This window comes from uncultured Parasphingorhabdus sp., assembly GCF_963975735.1.
Taxonomy (GTDB): domain Bacteria; phylum Pseudomonadota; class Alphaproteobacteria; order Sphingomonadales; family Sphingomonadaceae; genus Parasphingorhabdus.
Map to the genome: position 1 here is coordinate 235,491 of NZ_CAXBIA010000002.1, position 15,444 is coordinate 250,934.

A 15,444-nucleotide genomic window follows, 5' to 3' on the forward strand; every position below is an offset into this window, starting at 1 on the left:
GACCAAGCCCATCTCCGGCTAACGGGAGACACTCGATATCCCCGTGATCGATGGCAGATGGAATTCCTGCAACTGCGATAGAAACTGTCCTCTGCGGTCCGCTTTAGCAGACAGCATTGCGCCGCGCGTGCGGGGCGCGTTGCATGGCGGGCGCTGCTATGACTATTAGCGGTCACTAGCGAAGCGGAACAGCAAGAGCCCTGGATCAGGTCTGAACCTTCAGCTCCGGATCAAGCAACAAAGCAGTCTCTGTGCCAGCGATACGTGCTTTCTTCATGCCGCGCCACGCCAGGGCATAAAGAGCCGCGCCGAGGATAAGGCCGGGAATTCCCACTATGGCTATGGACCAGCCTACCATCGTGGTGTCACCAAATACGCGCTGCGTAATCGAAGCAACCAGCAATGGCCCGCAGGCGGCTCCGATCATCGTGTTCAGAACCAGAGTCAGGGCGATGGAACTGCCGCGCATCTGTGGCGGTACGATCGCTTGCAGGGTGGCAAACATGACGGTTCCGACAACTGAGAAGACGGCGGCGCTGGATGCGACCAGTGCGGTGGCGATATACATGTTCCCGGATGTTACAGCGAGGGCCGAGGGAATGGCCAGTAAAGGGGTCAGTGACAAGATGCCGAATCGGGCCATCACTTTACCTGATTTCATCGAACGATCGAGCAGGAAGCCGCCCAGTAAAGGACCAATGGCGGCAAATCCGATGGAGAGCGGACCAAGCCAAACGCTTAAAAATACCGGTGAAGCGCCAAAACCGCGCATAAGCATCGCGGGGGTCCAGGAACCGGCACCATAGGCAACCAGAAAGACAATCGCGAAAGCGAAATAGAGCGGTATAAACACGCCCCGGTTGCGCCAGAAAAACTTGGCTTCCGCCGCGCCCGGCAAAGCTGCCTTGACTGGCCTTATCGCAGCCGCATTTTGCCGAACTGGTTCACGCGTGGTGGCCAGCGCTATCGCAACTAGCATGCCAACCGCTCCGCAGATGACGAAAGCGGTTCGCCAAGGGGCCATTCCGCCGATCACAGGCACGGAGGCAAAACCGCCGACCATCGCTATGCTGATAATGATCCCGGTGACCGAAATGGCAATGCCGTTAGCCAGCCCTTGTCCCATCATGAATATGCTGATCGGCCGCCCGCGTTTGACCGGCGGGAACATGTCAGCGATTAACGAAATCGCGCATGGCCCCAGCGCAGCCTCTCCGAGCCCAACCAGAAGCCGCGCGGTGAAAAGCTCGCCAAAGCTGGTGGCATATCCGCTAGCAATGGTTGCGAGGCTCCAGGTTATAATACCTGCTATCAGCAATCGTTTGCGTGATACCCGGTCAGCCAGCAGCCCCATGGGTATACCCATGAAAGCATAGAAAATACCGAAGGCTAAACCATGCAGCAGCCCGATCTGTTCCTCGGAGATGCCCAGATCCATTCTGACAGGATCGACAACGATGTTCAGAATGGCCCGGTCTATGACCGAAAAGATACCTGCCAGAAACAGCAGGCTGACCATCCACCACGCGCTGCCTGCGCGTGGCCATGTCGGGGCAGCTGCAGAAGCGGTCACAGAAGTCCTGCATCTCTGGCGCGGGTTTTGATATAATCGCCCAACCAGTCGAGGTTGCGGAACCGCAAGGTGCCCCTTCCGACCGAAACCGAGCTATGCGCCATGCCGGCAACCAGCCTGAAGGCTTTGGCCATCAGGAACAATTCGCCATTTTCGATCTCCAGCTGGGTGAACGGACGCACGGACTGGTATCCGGCTTCGAAGGCTTCACCATAAGCGGGCGAGAAATCATAGAAAAGATTGCCCCAAACATAGTTTTTGACGTCCTGCATGAGGAAATCTTCACCAGCAGCGTCGAAGTCGAGGAAGGTGATCAAGCCGTCATCGTTGACATGGACATTGCTGGGATGGAAATCGCGGTGGCAGATACCCATCGGAACGCCCACATCGGCCAGTTCCTGCAACCGCTTGTCCAGTGCCGCCGCGATGATCGGGTAATCGCGTAAGTCGTCTGGCCGATCGTAAACAAAATCGAGCAAGGCTGGCATGCAGATATTATAGTCGCGGGCCGTTTCCGGCGTGAACTTGTGGTCTGCTCCCGCATGTTCGATGCCGAGCAGATGCATTTTGGCAAATTTCGCGCCGATGCTGGCAGCGGTTTCTTCGCTCAGCATTTCACCAAATTTCTTGCCGGGAGCCCAGTCGTACAGCGCCAAGGCCCGGTCGCCTTCCGGTGAGGATGCTTTGAAATACAGGCTACCGTCATGCTGCGGAACGGCAACAGAGGCAGGAAACTCGCGGTCTTTCAAAAAGGCCAGAAAATCGAGCTCGAACGCGACATCATCTACATCGCGGTAGGTTTTGCGCCAGACCCGCAGGGCGAATTTGGTTTTGGCGTCCTGGACCAGATAGACATCGTTCATGCCGCGGTAGAGCAGCCAAGCTTCGACTTTACCCGAAACCGGATAGCGGGCAGCCACCTCGCGGGCGATGAAGTCGGGATGGATGACCGAGTGCGAGATTTGAGCAATCGGGAGGCCGGTATTAGTTGAAGAAGTGGCAGAGTTCATGAGCTATTTGTTCCTGTGCAAATTCAAAAATGTCTCGGTTTAAGTCTGGTAGATGGCGAATAGTGATGTCGGGGATAAGCGCGGCTGCCGCCAGAGAGGCTTCTCGCAACTGCTCATCCGGCTGCAGCAGTAGCGAAGGTATGTTCAGACCCGGCAGGCGGGCATAGTCATAGGACCAGACGCCCCGGTAGGCCCAGCTGGAGCGGTCCAATACCCAGGCCTTGTCGGCAAAGGCGCGTATCGCGCGGTCGAGCGATACGCGTTTGTCACGTTGTACCACGACATAGTCCCATAGCCGTGCAAGCATCGACAATGTGACGGTGCCTTGTTCGTCATTTTCCGGCCCTTCTTTTATCTGCCTGAGCAAGTCTGCCCGTTTTGCTGGCGGATACATCGGAATGCCGGTCAGCGCGATGCGGCCCACCTTGTCCCGACGCAGCAAAGCCAGCTCGATAGCCAGAAGTGTGCCGGTATGGAAGCCATAGACGTCGATTTTCCCTTCGACTTGGAGATTGTCTATCGCATCGGAAAAACTGGCGGCATAGGCCGCCATATCGAGCGGTGCGGGTGGCGCGTCGGACATGCCGTAGCCGGGCGTGTCAAAGGCAATCACTCTGCGGTCTTTGGACACGGCTTTCATCAAAAGCTCATATTCATATGATGAAGACGGATTCTGGTGCAGCAGGATCAACGTTGGCGCGGTCGGATTTTCCGGCGCTGCCTCTCGATAATGCATCTGTCCATAGCGGCACCGGGTATAGGCACGGGAGATCATCATTTGATCCCCGCGAGAATGAGATTGGGTAGAGCTGAATCATCCCATTTATAACTTGGCGTACCGATCCGCACGATCACGAGCTTTTCGGATGGGACGACATAGACCCGCTGGCCTGCAGATCCGTCGAGGAAATAGACATCATCGCGGGCGAATGGTTCGGCGGCGGCTACGACCGCGTTGATTCCCCTGCCATAGGTACGGCCGGGATTATGGGGGCTGCCGCGCCAGACCTGCCAGCCATAGTTGGGATTGGATGGTGAGGGGGCGAGCATTTGCTGAACCCAATGTTGAGGAACAACCTGATCTTTGCCGGCACGACCATTGTTCAGCAAAAGCAGGCCGACGCGTAGCCAGTCTTGCGCGCTTGCAATCAGGCAGCAGGAATAGCGTGGAGAGCCGTCCGCCCGATCGAGCCACAGCGAGGAATCGGCAGCACCGATGGGTTGCCAGATCGATTTGGACAGCCAGTCGGCGTAGCGCATGCCGGTCGCGCCCTCGACGGCCCAGCCGAGCATGGCGGTATTGCCATTGGCATAACAAAATTCTTTTAGCGGAACGCAGCCGTCAGGCCAGCGGGCAACCGCTTCACCGAGGTCGTTACCCAGCGCATATTGCCAATAAGGGCTGTCATTGCCGACGTCCCCTGGTGGCGTCTGCATACCGCTGGCCATTTCAAGAAAGGCGCGGACGGGTCTGGAACCGCGCGGGGTTCCTCGCATGGTGGGTATATAATCGGAAATTGGATCATCAACACTTTGAATATGGCCTTCAGCGACAGCCGCGCCAACCGCCAGCGCTACAACGGTTTTCGCCATGGACGCCGTTTCGTAGCGTGATTGTTGCCCGAATTCTTCCCAATATTTTTCCAACTGCAACTGGCCGTCTTTCCAGATCAGCAGAGCATAGCTTTCTTCGGTTTCCGCGAGTTGCACAGCATTGTGAAGAGCTGTTGCGTCGATGGAAGGTTTTTCAGCGGGGCGATATTTCACGGCATTGCTGCCAGCAACCGCTTCTTGCGGTTGATACCAGTCGATATCTTTCACCAGTGTCGGGAGTGGGAAATTTGCACGCCTCTGTTCGACCAGCTTTACCTGTTCCGTGCTCGGCCAGGCCGGCTGTGAATCCTGTGCGGATGCAGCGCTGGCGAGGGAAACAACAAGTAAAGCGATGACTTTACGCATATCGGACTGGCGGCCTTATGAATGGGTGTGATTTAACGGTAACATGAAGGTGCATATCAGCTTTGGATATTCCGGCTTGGTGGATGACCGACTAGCGGGTAGCGACCCGGGCATAAAAAAGGGGCGGCACAATCGCGCCGCCCCTCTCGTCTCTTGAGGTTATTAGACTAGAATTTGTAACCAGCCTTGATGCCGACGGTCCGCGTTTCCGGCAGGCCGACAACCAGATAACCGAAAGGCCCGGTCAGAGAGAAGTCGGGCGTCAACAGAGAATTGTTCGTAATCGAAGTATATTGCTTGTTGTTCAGCAGGTTCTGAGCAAAAACTTCTAGCGTCAAATCGCCTTTGGTGAAGCCGATACGGCCGTTCACAACCGTGCGTCCGCTAATCCATGTCAGATTGGCAGCATCTGCGAACTGTTTGGATTTATAGTTGACGTCCGTCCGGATGTACCAGCCGCTATCGTCCCAGTTTTCGATGTCACCGAAGAACTCGACACCCACGGATCCCGAATATTTGGAAGTCAGTGGCAGCTGATTGCCTTCAAAGCCAGAATCGATGACGCCGGTCAGTTTCGAGATCGACGGGTCTGCAAAGCTCTGGATGGAGCTGTCGTTCATCGCGCCCGCGAGTGTGATGTTCACACCTTCGGCCGGATTCGCCAGCAGATCCAGTTCCACACCCCAGAGATCGACGTTGCCGGTGTTGGCATTGCCGTTGATGATTTGTGGTAAGGTTGTGGTCGGATCGACAAAGATCGCGGAGCGCAAGTTATATTGATCGGTCCAGTCTGACTTGTAGACCGCCAGTGACCCTCGAAGCATGCCATCCAGGAAGGAGCCCTTGAGGCCGACTTCATAGTTGGTCAGTTTTTCGGGGGTGGTAAGAACGGTCAGCCCGATTCCTGCAGCAGCAGCTACTTCACCTGGAGTACCGGTGAAGAAGGATGTGTTGAAGGAATCAATGCTCACATTCACCGCTTTGGCCCAGGACGCATAAACCATCACGTCTGGAGTGATCTCGTAATTGACAATAACCCGCGGCTGGAAGTTGTTATAGCTCTTCGAATAGAACGACTCCAGAGGTGCGAATGTGCCGCTTGGCAACCCGAACGTATTGCCGGCAGCAATGGTCAGCGGAGTGGCACCGGCATAGGCGAATATCTTGTCCTGCTGGTAACGCCCTTCAGCACTGATAGTGAGGCCTTCAATCAGTTCGTAGTTGATGCTGCCGAAGACGCTTTTGGTGATCGATTTACCAGGAGCTTTCTCGCTGGCGAGACTGCGAGGTGACCGGAATTGCTCTTCGCCAAAAACACTGACCAGATCATATTCGGTGAAAGCATTCAGGTAGCTGACGCCCAACATGGCCTGCAGCGCACCCTCATTGTCGTAGGAGACACGAAACTCCTGCGAGAAGTCGTGATTCCCGCGCTCCACCACGAACGGGAAGGACCAGCTTGCCCGCGCGCCCGGTATGAACGCAGCCGCAGTATTGTTGATCGCATCACTGTCATAATTGTCGAGGTCGGCGAGCTGGCTGTAGATCTCGTTATTATACCCGGTCAGCGAGGACAGGGTGATGCCGGTATCGCCGACTTCATAGTCAACAGTCATGTTCAGGTGATAATATTTACGTTTGAGGCCATAGCCCATCACACCTTCGCCCGGAGACACAATGCGGCCGGAATAGTCATTCAAGATCCCGGCAAGCAAAGAATCTTCAACGGTGTTTTGCGCGGGGCTGAATCCGGCAGGAAGTGCCGGTGCCGCGCCGCAAATATAAGGGCGAACAACGCTGGCTTCGGATGCAAGTATGCCCGCCGTCAATCCGGTAAGATTACAATTGGACAGGCTTGGCACTACAATCGAACCGTTCGAATTGCCGGAATTATAAGGAATATTCAAAGCGCCGTTATTGGAACGGACTTCATAAGCGGACAACATCCCCTGGGCCGATGGCCCGTCATTGTCTTCCGAATAAAGCCCGAAACCCTTTACGGTCAGATTATATGACGGTGTGAACTCGAGCTGTAAAGTTCCCGTACGGGTCCGTTGATCACCCAATGTTTCGCCTGGATTTGCTCCATTTTGGTAGGAACCGTCCGTGGCCCATTGTCGACCGGTTGCGCGGAAGCTCAGCACGTCCTGAATGATCGGACCTTCGAGAGAAAGGGAAAGATCGTAGCTGTTACGAGATCCGGCCGAGGCATTGATTGCACCACCGAACGTGTCTGCTGGCGACTTTGTTACAACGTTGACCGCACCGGCAAAAGTGTTGCGACCGAAATAGGCCGACTGCGGGCCCTTCAAAATTTCGATACGGGCCGGATCAGTCACCGCGTTAACAGCAGTTGCCGATGCTACCGGTACTCCGTTAATGAATGTTGCTGTCAGCGTCGACGTGGTGGTCGACGGCGTGAAGCCGCGCAAGGAAATCTGCTGAAAGGAGCGGTCATTGCGTCCGGAATTGGCGTTGTTAACATTAATGCCCGGCGTATTTTCCACCAGATCGTTGATCGAAGTGATGCCCTTGGCTTCAAGGGCCTCACCCGTCAAAGCGGTGATTGCGATCGGTGTTTTCAGGAGGTTCTCTTCCCGCTTACGAGCAGTAACAACGATTACGCCAGGAGCCGCTTCTGCTTCCGACTCTGTTTCCTGTGCATGAGCTACACCGGTCGGAATAGCCAGACTGCTTGTTGCTGCAGCAATCGCGATTAGTGAACAGTTGATCCTGCTAGTCATTGTAAGATATTTCATAATGTTAACCCTTCCGGATATTTTTGGACCCTTTTGTCGGAGCCCGCTGGATTTAAAAATTCAATGCGGTTACGCCGTTTTTATTCCACCCCCGCTATCCAAGTTGGACCTTTTCGATCTCAACTCGATACCGTGTCTCAGGCGGCGCGCCATTTGTTACAATCAGGTTTCGCCCTCTATCCACCACGCGATCAACCGGCGTTATGGAACGGTTCGCTGCCAGTGAACAGTTCAGTAGAACCCCAGCTAATGTAAATTTACACGGGACAATATTATGGGGTGCACAGCGCGATGACAGGGTTTGGAACTGCCGATGCAGAACTTTCGCAGCGTTCCGGGCTGGCCGTCCAGACCAAAGCCGGCTTTGGTATAGGCCAGATTGCCGGACAATTGTTCCGCGATGCACCATCTCTTTTGCTATTATTCTATCTCACCAGCATACTGGGGATCGAGCCAGCTTTGGCGGGAGCCGTGATTTTCATTCCGAAAGTCCTGTTTGGCGCGGGCTTCGATTTGACGGTGGGGCTGGTATCGGACCGCTATGCCGCCCAATTCGCGCGGCGACGGTGGCTGCTGATCGGTGCCATAGCTGCGCCCTTTGCCATGCTGGGTGCCTTTACCGTGCCCGAAGGATCGCAATTCCTTCAACTGGCCTGGGTATTTATCAGTTTCAGTTTTTACATGGCGGTGTTCTCCACCTTCTCGGTGCCCTATCTCGCGCAATTTGCCGAGATAACCGACAGTCCGGCGGAACGGACGGAATTGATGGCGTGGAAGCATGGCTTTACGGGAGTCGGCGTATTGCTCGGTTCGGCGGGAACGCCGGTGATGATCCATATTCTGGGTGGCGGACGATCAGCCTATATCTGGTCTATCGGGGTGATCGGGCTGATCTGTTCAACGGCATTGCTGATAGCCTGGTATAGCGCCGGCAAGATCCCGGACCGCAAAAACACCGCCCGACCGCTGGAACTCAAGGAAATGATGAAGGTCTTTTCCGATCGGCGTTTTGTCATATTATGCCTGTCGGCAATTATCATGACTGTCGCGGCCGGCATCTCCTATGCTAGCTTTGCCTTCTTCGTTACCTTTGCCATGGGTCGTAGCGACGCTTTCGTCCAGATAGGTATAATTTCCACGATCATGGCATTCGTAGTCATGGCGGGCGCGCCAACCTGGGTATATGTTGCGAAATGGCTCGGCAAGAAAAGGACCTATATCGTGGCCGCGACCTGCCATGGGCTGGTTCTGATTTGCTGGGGGGCTTTTGCGGATAGTCCGATATATTTTGCCTATATCATGGCAGGGCTGCTGGCCCTGTTCAATTCGGGATGGGGGCTGATTATCTTGTCGATGTTGTCGGACGCGATCGCGCGGTCCCGCGAAGAAAGAGGCGAAAACCGGGCAGGCGCTTATTCAGCAGTCTGGTCGATCATCGAAAAAGCAGGTATTGCTGCGGGCGGCACTTTGGTGGTTGGTGGTATTCTGTCTTACACCGGATTCGATACCGAATCGGCGAAACAGGGTGTTGCCCAGAGCGCCGACGCCATTCAGGGCATCGTTTTTGCATATGCCTTTCTGCCAGGCATTGCAAAGATCGCTACCGCATTTCTGATCTGGATATTCATGCCCGACGATGATTTGGGCGTTCCAGCTCCTGTCGAGATAATCCATGAAGACTGAACCGATCGGGCTTTTGCTTGTGGGTTGCGGCAGAATCAGTGCCGCGCATCTGTCAGCGCTTGCTGCATGCGAGCCGCTGTTCCGGCTTGTCGCTACCGTCGATCCCGATTTGCAAGCCGCAAAGTCAGCAGCAGATCCGTTCGGAGCCCAGGCTTTTGCCGCGATGGGAGAAGCATTGACGCAGCCGGATGTGGATGCAGTGCTGATCGCCAGTCCCAATGCTCTGCATTTCGAACAGGCGATATTGGCCATTGGCGCCGGAAAACATGTGTTGGTCGAGAAACCGATCGCCGAAACCGGTGTGCAGGCATTGCAGCTGACCGAAGCGGCAGAGGCTGCCGGTGTGGTACTGGCCGCAGGTCACACATTCCGGCACGGCCCGGCAGTTCGAACCTTGATGGAGCGACTGCCAAGCTTTGGGAAATTACTGTCGGTAGAGGTCAGCCAATGTGTTTTCTGGGATGGGCCGCAAGCCCCGTGGTGGGCCGATCGTAGTCCTGAAGAAGGCTTGATATTGTCACTCTTTGCCCCCCATGCACTCGATTTTGTCCAGTTGGTCATGGGCAATGAAAATCCGTCGCGCGTGCACGTCGAGGCGGCGCGGCACCAGTCCGGATGGCAGGCCGAAGATGAAGCCATGATGTTGCTGGCTTATCCGGGTCGCAAAATGGTTAGTGTCCATATTTCCTATAACCAGCCGCATGTGCATGATCAAAAGACGCTATTTTTCGATCGCGGCGTGGCCCAGATTGAAGATGGCGAAGTCTTGCGATGGAATGGTGAGGTGCTGGTTGAACCGGCCGCCGGGATACTGAGCGACAGCAACAAAATGGGCGGCCGTGACTTATCCCATTATTTCAGAGCCCAGCTATCCGAATTTGCCAAAGCCATAAACGGTGAACAGCACCACTGTCCGACCGGTCTTGACGCCGCGAGGCTGATTGAGCTGATCGACCGCGTGCGCGAGCAGGCACTGCTGAATTCCAGCGATGCGATCAATCCACAATTAGAGGAGAATAGCTGATGTCTCTATTTCTGTTACTGGCTTCGACTGCCGCTGGTCCAGCCGCAGCGCAGCCGCAATTTCCTCCGGTTCGCGCTGGCGCGGCCTTCTCTGATTGTGCTGAATGTCCGGAGATGGTGGTCATTCCTCCAGGAAAATTCGTGATGGGCTCTTCTCAGGAAGAGCGCGATGCGCTGGGCGTGATGGATATTTTCGACAAAATGGAGTCGCCGCGGCACGAGGTGTCAATCGGCTATTATTTCGCGGCGGGCCGCTATTCCGTGACCTTCGACCAGTGGGATGCCTGCGTGGCCGACGGTGGATGCAACGGCTATTCTCCTGATGACGCCGGATGGGGACGGGGCAGGCGACCCGTGATCAATGTTAATTATAGCGATACCCAGGCCTATCTGTCTTGGTTGAATGCCAAGACTGGCCAGCAATATCGGCTGTTGAGCGAGGCCGAATGGGAACATGCCGGCCGGGGCGGAACCAATACATGGTATCCCTTTGGCAACAGCATCGATCCGGACAAGGCGAACTATGGCCATAACCTTGATCGCACTACGCCGGTAGGCAGCTATCCGCCGAACAATTTCGGCCTTTACGACATGACCGCAAATACCGCCCAGTGGGTGCAGGATTGTCATCATGATAACTATGTCGGCGCGCCGACGGACGGTTCTGCCTGGCTAACCGGAGACTGCAAATTGCGTAACGTGCGCGGTGGCGGCTGGAGTCTGCAGGGATGGAGCGTGCGCGTTGCGCAGCGGATCGGCGATCCGCCAGAGGCTCGCAATTCACATCTCGGCTTTCGTGTCGCGCGGGATCTGCCGCAGCCCTGATATCACCTGCCGCCTGCCACATCCAATGTGGTTCCGGTAATATAGCTTGCTTCGCCGGTGGCCAGAAAAGTAACCGCGCTGGCGACTTCTTCGACCGTACCGAGCCGGTGCATCGGTACCATGCGTATCGGATCATATTCCAGACCGTCTTCGTGCATCTTCCGCAGATAGGGACCAGCCAGTTCGGTGTCGATCGGGCCGGGTGCCACTGCGTTTATCGTGATTCCATGGTCGGCAAGTTCGATGGCGAGATCGCGGACAAAGCCGATCACGCCCGCTTTGGCAGTGGAATAGGCGCAGGCGCCGGTATGAAACGCGTTCCAGACGGTGCCATTGCGCGCGCCGGACGACAGGCAGATGATCCGGCCATAGCCTTGGTCCATCATCGCAGGCAGCGCGGCCTTGGTGCACAGGAACATCGAACGCAGGCTGAGCCGCATCGTGTGATCCCAGTCTTCGACGTCCATGTCCCAGATCCGGCCGGAACGCCCGCCGCCGACATTGTTCACCAGAATATCGGGCGGGAAGCCTGCCGTTGCGGCCGTTGCGAAAAGATCTGTGACTGCGGTCTGGTCCGTGACATCGCAGGTCACCGCTAGCACATCTGCGTCGGTTTCGCGCAGGAGGGCTTCGGTTGCTGCCAGGCGATTAGGGTCTATATCGACGATGACGATGCGGGCACCCTGACTCGCCATATGCAGTGCGCAGGCTTTTCCGATGCCCAGTCCGGCACCGGTAATCAGCGCAGTGCGACCGGAAAGACTGAAGGAGAGCGTTTGTTCCATCTGCCAAGGCTAATATACTCGCTGTCTGGCACGGGCAGGATTGCCGTGATATCCGCTGTGCGGAATCTGCGGGGAATGATCTTGCTGTTCGCGCGCACGTTATAATCTGAAAACTATCCGAAGAGCGGACAAAGGCGAAGATTGTATGAGCCGTCGGCCAGCAAACATGGTCTCCTGAAACAGTCGATATACAATCGAAAACAGGGGGCCTCGATGAAGTTTGATTTGAAAAAGTGGTGGACGCTTGATGAAGCCATGGAAACAAAATCGGCGGATAATCCGTTCGCGCCTGTAACCTCCGAGCAACGGCAGGATACCATGCCGATGCTCGCTCTCGCATTCGGTTGGGGTTTTCTGATCACCGGCCTGATTGCTGGCGGACAGATCGGGTCCGGTCTCGCTTTCTGGCCAGATTTCATTCTTGCTACTTTTGTCGGAAACATGATCAATTTCGTGATTGGCGCGCTGGTCGCGTATATCGCCTATAAGACCGCCTGCAATTCCGGCCTGCTTTATCAGTTCGTCTATGGAAGGGTAGGTGTTTATCTGCCCTTGGTCTTCGTCGCGATGCTGCTGACCGGATGGCAGGCCATCATTGTGGGGGCGTTCGGTTTCACCTTTGCCCAGAGCTTTGAAAGCCCGCTCTTTTATGCTGTGGCGATATTTGGTGGCTTGCTGTTTACCGCTACCGCCTATTTCGGGGTAAAAGGGATAGAGAAAGTCAGCCTGCCGTCAGTGGTCGTACTGGTTTCTGTCGGCCTCTATGCGGTCTATCTCAACATCGACCATGCAGGCGGTACATCCGCCTTTCTCGCCCTGTCGCAAGCAACAGCGGCAAAGACTCCGATGTCTTTTCCCGTTGCAGTCAATCTGGTGGTGGGGTCCTGGGTCGTCGGGGCGGTAGTGATGGCCGAATATGCGCGCTTCGCCAAAAAGGCGTGGGTCGCGATAGCCATCCCTTTCATCGTCATGATTGTTGCCCAATGGTTCTTGCAGATTGTTGGCGCCATGGGTTCGGTGGTGTCGGGATCGCCTGATTTTACGACCTATCTGCTTAATCAGGGCATGATTGTTGCCGGTCTGGGCATATTGGGGATGAGCCTGGCGTTGTGGACGACGGGCAATGCCAATCTCTACCTGCCCGCCATCCAGACCGCTGCGGTGATGCGGCGGCCAAAGCGGGTGATGGTGGTGATCTGGGGACTGTTGGGCACTATATTGGGGCTGGGCCTCTACCAGTATTTTCTCGAATGGATCAACTTGCTTGCCGCGTTGGTACCGCCGCTGGTCGGGCCATTGATCGTTGACTATTATCTGGTCCACAAGGGCAAATATGACGCCGATGATCTGCCTAAATTGCACAAGTGGAATTGGGTAGCGATAGCGTCCTATCTGGCCGGCGCATTTTTCGCTTACGCCCATTTGAAGGAGCTTCTTACCTTGCCCGAGGCGCTTATTCCGTCACTCTTCGGGCTGATGGTCTCCATGGGCTGCTATGCTCTCATCTGCGGGGTGGCTGCACTAATGAACAAGCGTGTCGGTTATTCCAGCGTCCGGTGATGGCGAGCTGAATTAACCCTGGGCTTCCCGCATTTTTGTTTCGTCGAGATCATAGAATGCCAGGAAGACGCCGTTGATCAGGAAAAATGCCGCTGGCAGGATGGCGAAGCCGATTTTCAGCGCAAAAATTGAGCTTTCCGGCTGTTCTACCAGTTCGCCACCGGTTGTCGGGACATAGCCGAGGAAATTCAGAACAATTCCGAGGATCCCGACACCGAGCGCAAAGCTGGTCTTCTCGATCACCGCTATGGTGCTGGAGAGCAAACCTTCCCGGCCTTCGCCGCTGATCACGCGATCATAGGCCATCGTGTCGCCCAGCATCGAAACCGACATGAGGATGATGGCACCCGATCCGGCACCGCTGGTAATACCCCGGATGATCAAGCCTGCATTGCCGATGTCCCGGTCGGCGAACAACCAGCTGAGAGCAGTAAGGCAGAATAGCGAAACGCCAATCAGATAGGTATTCCGCTTGCCGAAGCGTTTGCCCAATTTCACCCAAATTGGCATGGTCGCGGCGAGGACGATATTCTGGGTCACCGCAAGAATGATCTGGCCCTGATATCCGACACCCAAAACATTGAGCAGATAGAGCAGGCCCGATGTAGCGAGGCTGGCAAAAGACAGGAACTGGAATATCTTGGCGCCCACCAGGATCATGAAGGGCCGGTTTTTAGTCAAAAGCCTGAGCTGCTGCAGGGGCGGTTTGATGAGATGTTTGGGCGCTGGCTCATGCGCGGTTTTCGGTACGCTCAATGCGGTTGCGGTCATTGCTCCGAAGATGACCAGCGCCATCACCAGTCCCATGGTTGCGTAGCCGCTTTGTCCACCACCGCCGCTGTCGATCAACGCTGCGGTAGAAGCCAGGGCGAATAGCTGGCCAATGGAAACGAAGACAGTTCTGAAAGATATCAGCCGCGTACGTTCATGAAAGTCATCGGTTAGTTCGGATGGCATCGCCATATAGGGGACGTTGAACAGGGAATAACCGGTGGAATAGATGATCAGCCCGGCAATCATATAGGCGATCAGGGCGCCCTGCGTCATTTCCGGCGGCGCGAATAGCATCAAGAATGATATCGCCGAAAGCAACGCGCCAAGCAGCAGAAATGGTTTGCGGCGGCCCCAGCGGGATCGCGTGCGGTCGCTGGCGACGCCGATCATCACGTCCACGAAGGCGTCGAAAAGCTTGGAACCCATTAGCAGATAGCCCGCAAGCTCTGGCGATTGGCCCAGCACGGTCGACATGAACGCCGGATAATAAGCCGTGACAGCATTGAGCATGATCGAGACGCCAACGGTCCCGACGCCGAACCCAAGGCATGTCTTCAGCGGCAAACGATCGGTTGTTGCAGTCATGCTTTGGTCCGTTCCAAAAAGTTCAAAATTGCGGAGGCTTTATCGGCATCACTGGCGGCGACGCTGATGGCATGGCCATCTGGCAGCAGCTTTAATGCATCCTCGATCGACTGGTTAAGCTGAGCCAGTTCTCCATCGCGTTTCAGCAGCAGAGTGGGGGCGCCAAGCTTCGGCATCCGGTCGAACGCGCGGTAATTGAACGCGGCGAGATAGGGCTTGGAATAGCTGTCCAGGGATTTCAGTACATCCAGGGTTATCCGGTGAAGTATCTCCGGGGGAGGCATGGGTACCGCCAGCCGGTTTTCCGGAGTTTTCAGGAAATGGGGAAAATATAGCGCCTGATCCCTGCAGAAGTTGAATGCCCAGATCAGGTGGCGGCCATATTCGTCAGGCTCCACTTTGGGCGCGTAATTGGCAATGATCTGTTCGCGTAGTTCATCTGCATATTCGGTAATCCCGTCGAGCATGGCCGTGCCGGTGCTGTCCGGGAAAAGTACGCCAAATTCGCATGCTATCCGCGCGCCTGTATGGGTGCCGTAGATATGGGCCTGTTTCAGGCCGAGCGCATCCATCATCCGTCTTATTGAGTCGGCAAAATATCCGATGTCCGGTTCCGTCTGCGAAGGAACGACGGAATCTCCATTGCCGAGGGTGTCGGGAGCGATAATCGAACCTCGGAATCCGGCATCTGCCAGCGCCCGTATCAACCCTTGCATAAACCATGATGATGCCGGTGAGGCGTGAAGCAGGATGATGGGAACAATATTCTTGTCCCCTTCCAATATCCGCAAATGAAGCTGGCCTTCATCTAGGCTAACGAATGCGCGGTCGATTTTGAGATTTGTCATGACAGCAAAGTAGAGCGTTGCGCGGATGGTAATCTAATTGCGCCAGCCCTATCCAACAGG

At 55.6% G+C, this 15,444-nt stretch carries 12 protein-coding genes; 4 read left to right on the plus strand and 8 right to left on the minus strand.

The window, feature by feature from the left end; all coding sequences use genetic code 11:
- Positions 1-205: 205 nt before the first annotated feature.
- The 5 genes from AACZ86_RS04740 to AACZ86_RS04760 form a co-directional block, all read right to left on the minus strand.
- Positions 206-1,573 (minus strand): MFS transporter, encoded by a 1,368-nt coding sequence (locus AACZ86_RS04740; RefSeq protein ID WP_339689799.1) that lies wholly within the window; start codon positions 1,571-1,573, stop codon positions 206-208.
- Positions 1,570-2,583: a phosphotransferase gene (locus AACZ86_RS04745; protein ID WP_339689802.1), complete on the minus strand. Its 1,014-nt coding sequence runs from the start codon at positions 2,581-2,583 to the stop codon at positions 1,570-1,572. The genes AACZ86_RS04740 and AACZ86_RS04745 overlap by 4 nt, the downstream gene beginning before the upstream one ends.
- Positions 2,558-3,361 carry an alpha/beta fold hydrolase gene (locus AACZ86_RS04750; protein WP_339689805.1) on the minus strand — a complete coding sequence of 268 codons (804 nt, stop codon included), beginning with the start codon at positions 3,359-3,361 and terminating at the stop codon, positions 2,558-2,560. Before AACZ86_RS04750 ends, AACZ86_RS04745 begins: the two co-directional genes overlap by 26 nt.
- Positions 3,358-4,542 carry a serine hydrolase gene (locus AACZ86_RS04755; protein ID WP_339689807.1) on the minus strand — a complete coding sequence of 395 codons (1,185 nt, stop codon included), beginning with the start codon at positions 4,540-4,542 and terminating at the stop codon, positions 3,358-3,360. Before AACZ86_RS04755 ends, AACZ86_RS04750 begins: the two co-directional genes overlap by 4 nt.
- Before the next feature lie 167 nt (positions 4,543-4,709).
- Complete coding sequence (locus AACZ86_RS04760) at positions 4,710-7,301, minus strand: TonB-dependent receptor (RefSeq protein ID WP_339689809.1); 2,592 nt, start codon at positions 7,299-7,301, stop codon at positions 4,710-4,712.
- A 291-nt stretch (positions 7,302-7,592) separates the two neighbouring features.
- Between AACZ86_RS04760 and AACZ86_RS04765 the strand changes: the two genes are divergently transcribed.
- From AACZ86_RS04765 to AACZ86_RS04775, 3 genes are read left to right on the plus strand one after another with little or no spacing between them, the layout of a single operon-like run.
- Positions 7,593-8,984, plus strand: coding sequence for an MFS transporter (locus tag AACZ86_RS04765; protein WP_339689812.1), 1,392 nt, complete (start codon positions 7,593-7,595; stop codon positions 8,982-8,984).
- Positions 8,974-10,008 (plus strand): Gfo/Idh/MocA family oxidoreductase, encoded by a 1,035-nt coding sequence (locus tag AACZ86_RS04770; protein ID WP_339689815.1) that lies wholly within the window; start codon positions 8,974-8,976, stop codon positions 10,006-10,008. The genes AACZ86_RS04765 and AACZ86_RS04770 overlap by 11 nt, the downstream gene beginning before the upstream one ends.
- Positions 10,008-10,832, plus strand: a complete 825-nt coding sequence (locus AACZ86_RS04775) for a formylglycine-generating enzyme family protein (protein ID WP_339689817.1) — start codon at positions 10,008-10,010, stop codon at positions 10,830-10,832. The genes AACZ86_RS04770 and AACZ86_RS04775 overlap by 1 nt, the downstream gene beginning before the upstream one ends.
- Before the next feature lie 2 nt (positions 10,833-10,834).
- On the opposite strand, the gene AACZ86_RS04780 is transcribed toward AACZ86_RS04775, so the two are convergent.
- Positions 10,835-11,617, minus strand: coding sequence for an SDR family NAD(P)-dependent oxidoreductase (locus AACZ86_RS04780; RefSeq protein WP_339689820.1), 783 nt, complete (start codon positions 11,615-11,617; stop codon positions 10,835-10,837).
- Positions 11,618-11,830: 213 nt separating this feature from the next.
- Here AACZ86_RS04780 and AACZ86_RS04785 point away from each other — a divergent pair, with 213 nt between their 5' ends.
- Entirely contained in the window at positions 11,831-13,177 is a 1,347-nt protein-coding gene (locus AACZ86_RS04785; protein WP_339689822.1) for a cytosine permease, read from the plus strand.
- A 12-nt stretch (positions 13,178-13,189) separates the two neighbouring features.
- Here AACZ86_RS04785 and AACZ86_RS04790 read toward each other — a convergent pair whose 3' ends face one another.
- Positions 13,190-14,536 carry an MFS transporter gene (locus tag AACZ86_RS04790; RefSeq protein WP_339689824.1) on the minus strand — a complete coding sequence of 449 codons (1,347 nt, stop codon included), beginning with the start codon at positions 14,534-14,536 and terminating at the stop codon, positions 13,190-13,192.
- Positions 14,533-15,384 (minus strand): alpha/beta fold hydrolase, encoded by an 852-nt coding sequence (locus AACZ86_RS04795; RefSeq protein ID WP_339689826.1) that lies wholly within the window; start codon positions 15,382-15,384, stop codon positions 14,533-14,535. Before AACZ86_RS04795 ends, AACZ86_RS04790 begins: the two co-directional genes overlap by 4 nt.
- Positions 15,385-15,444: the final 60 nt, after the last annotated feature.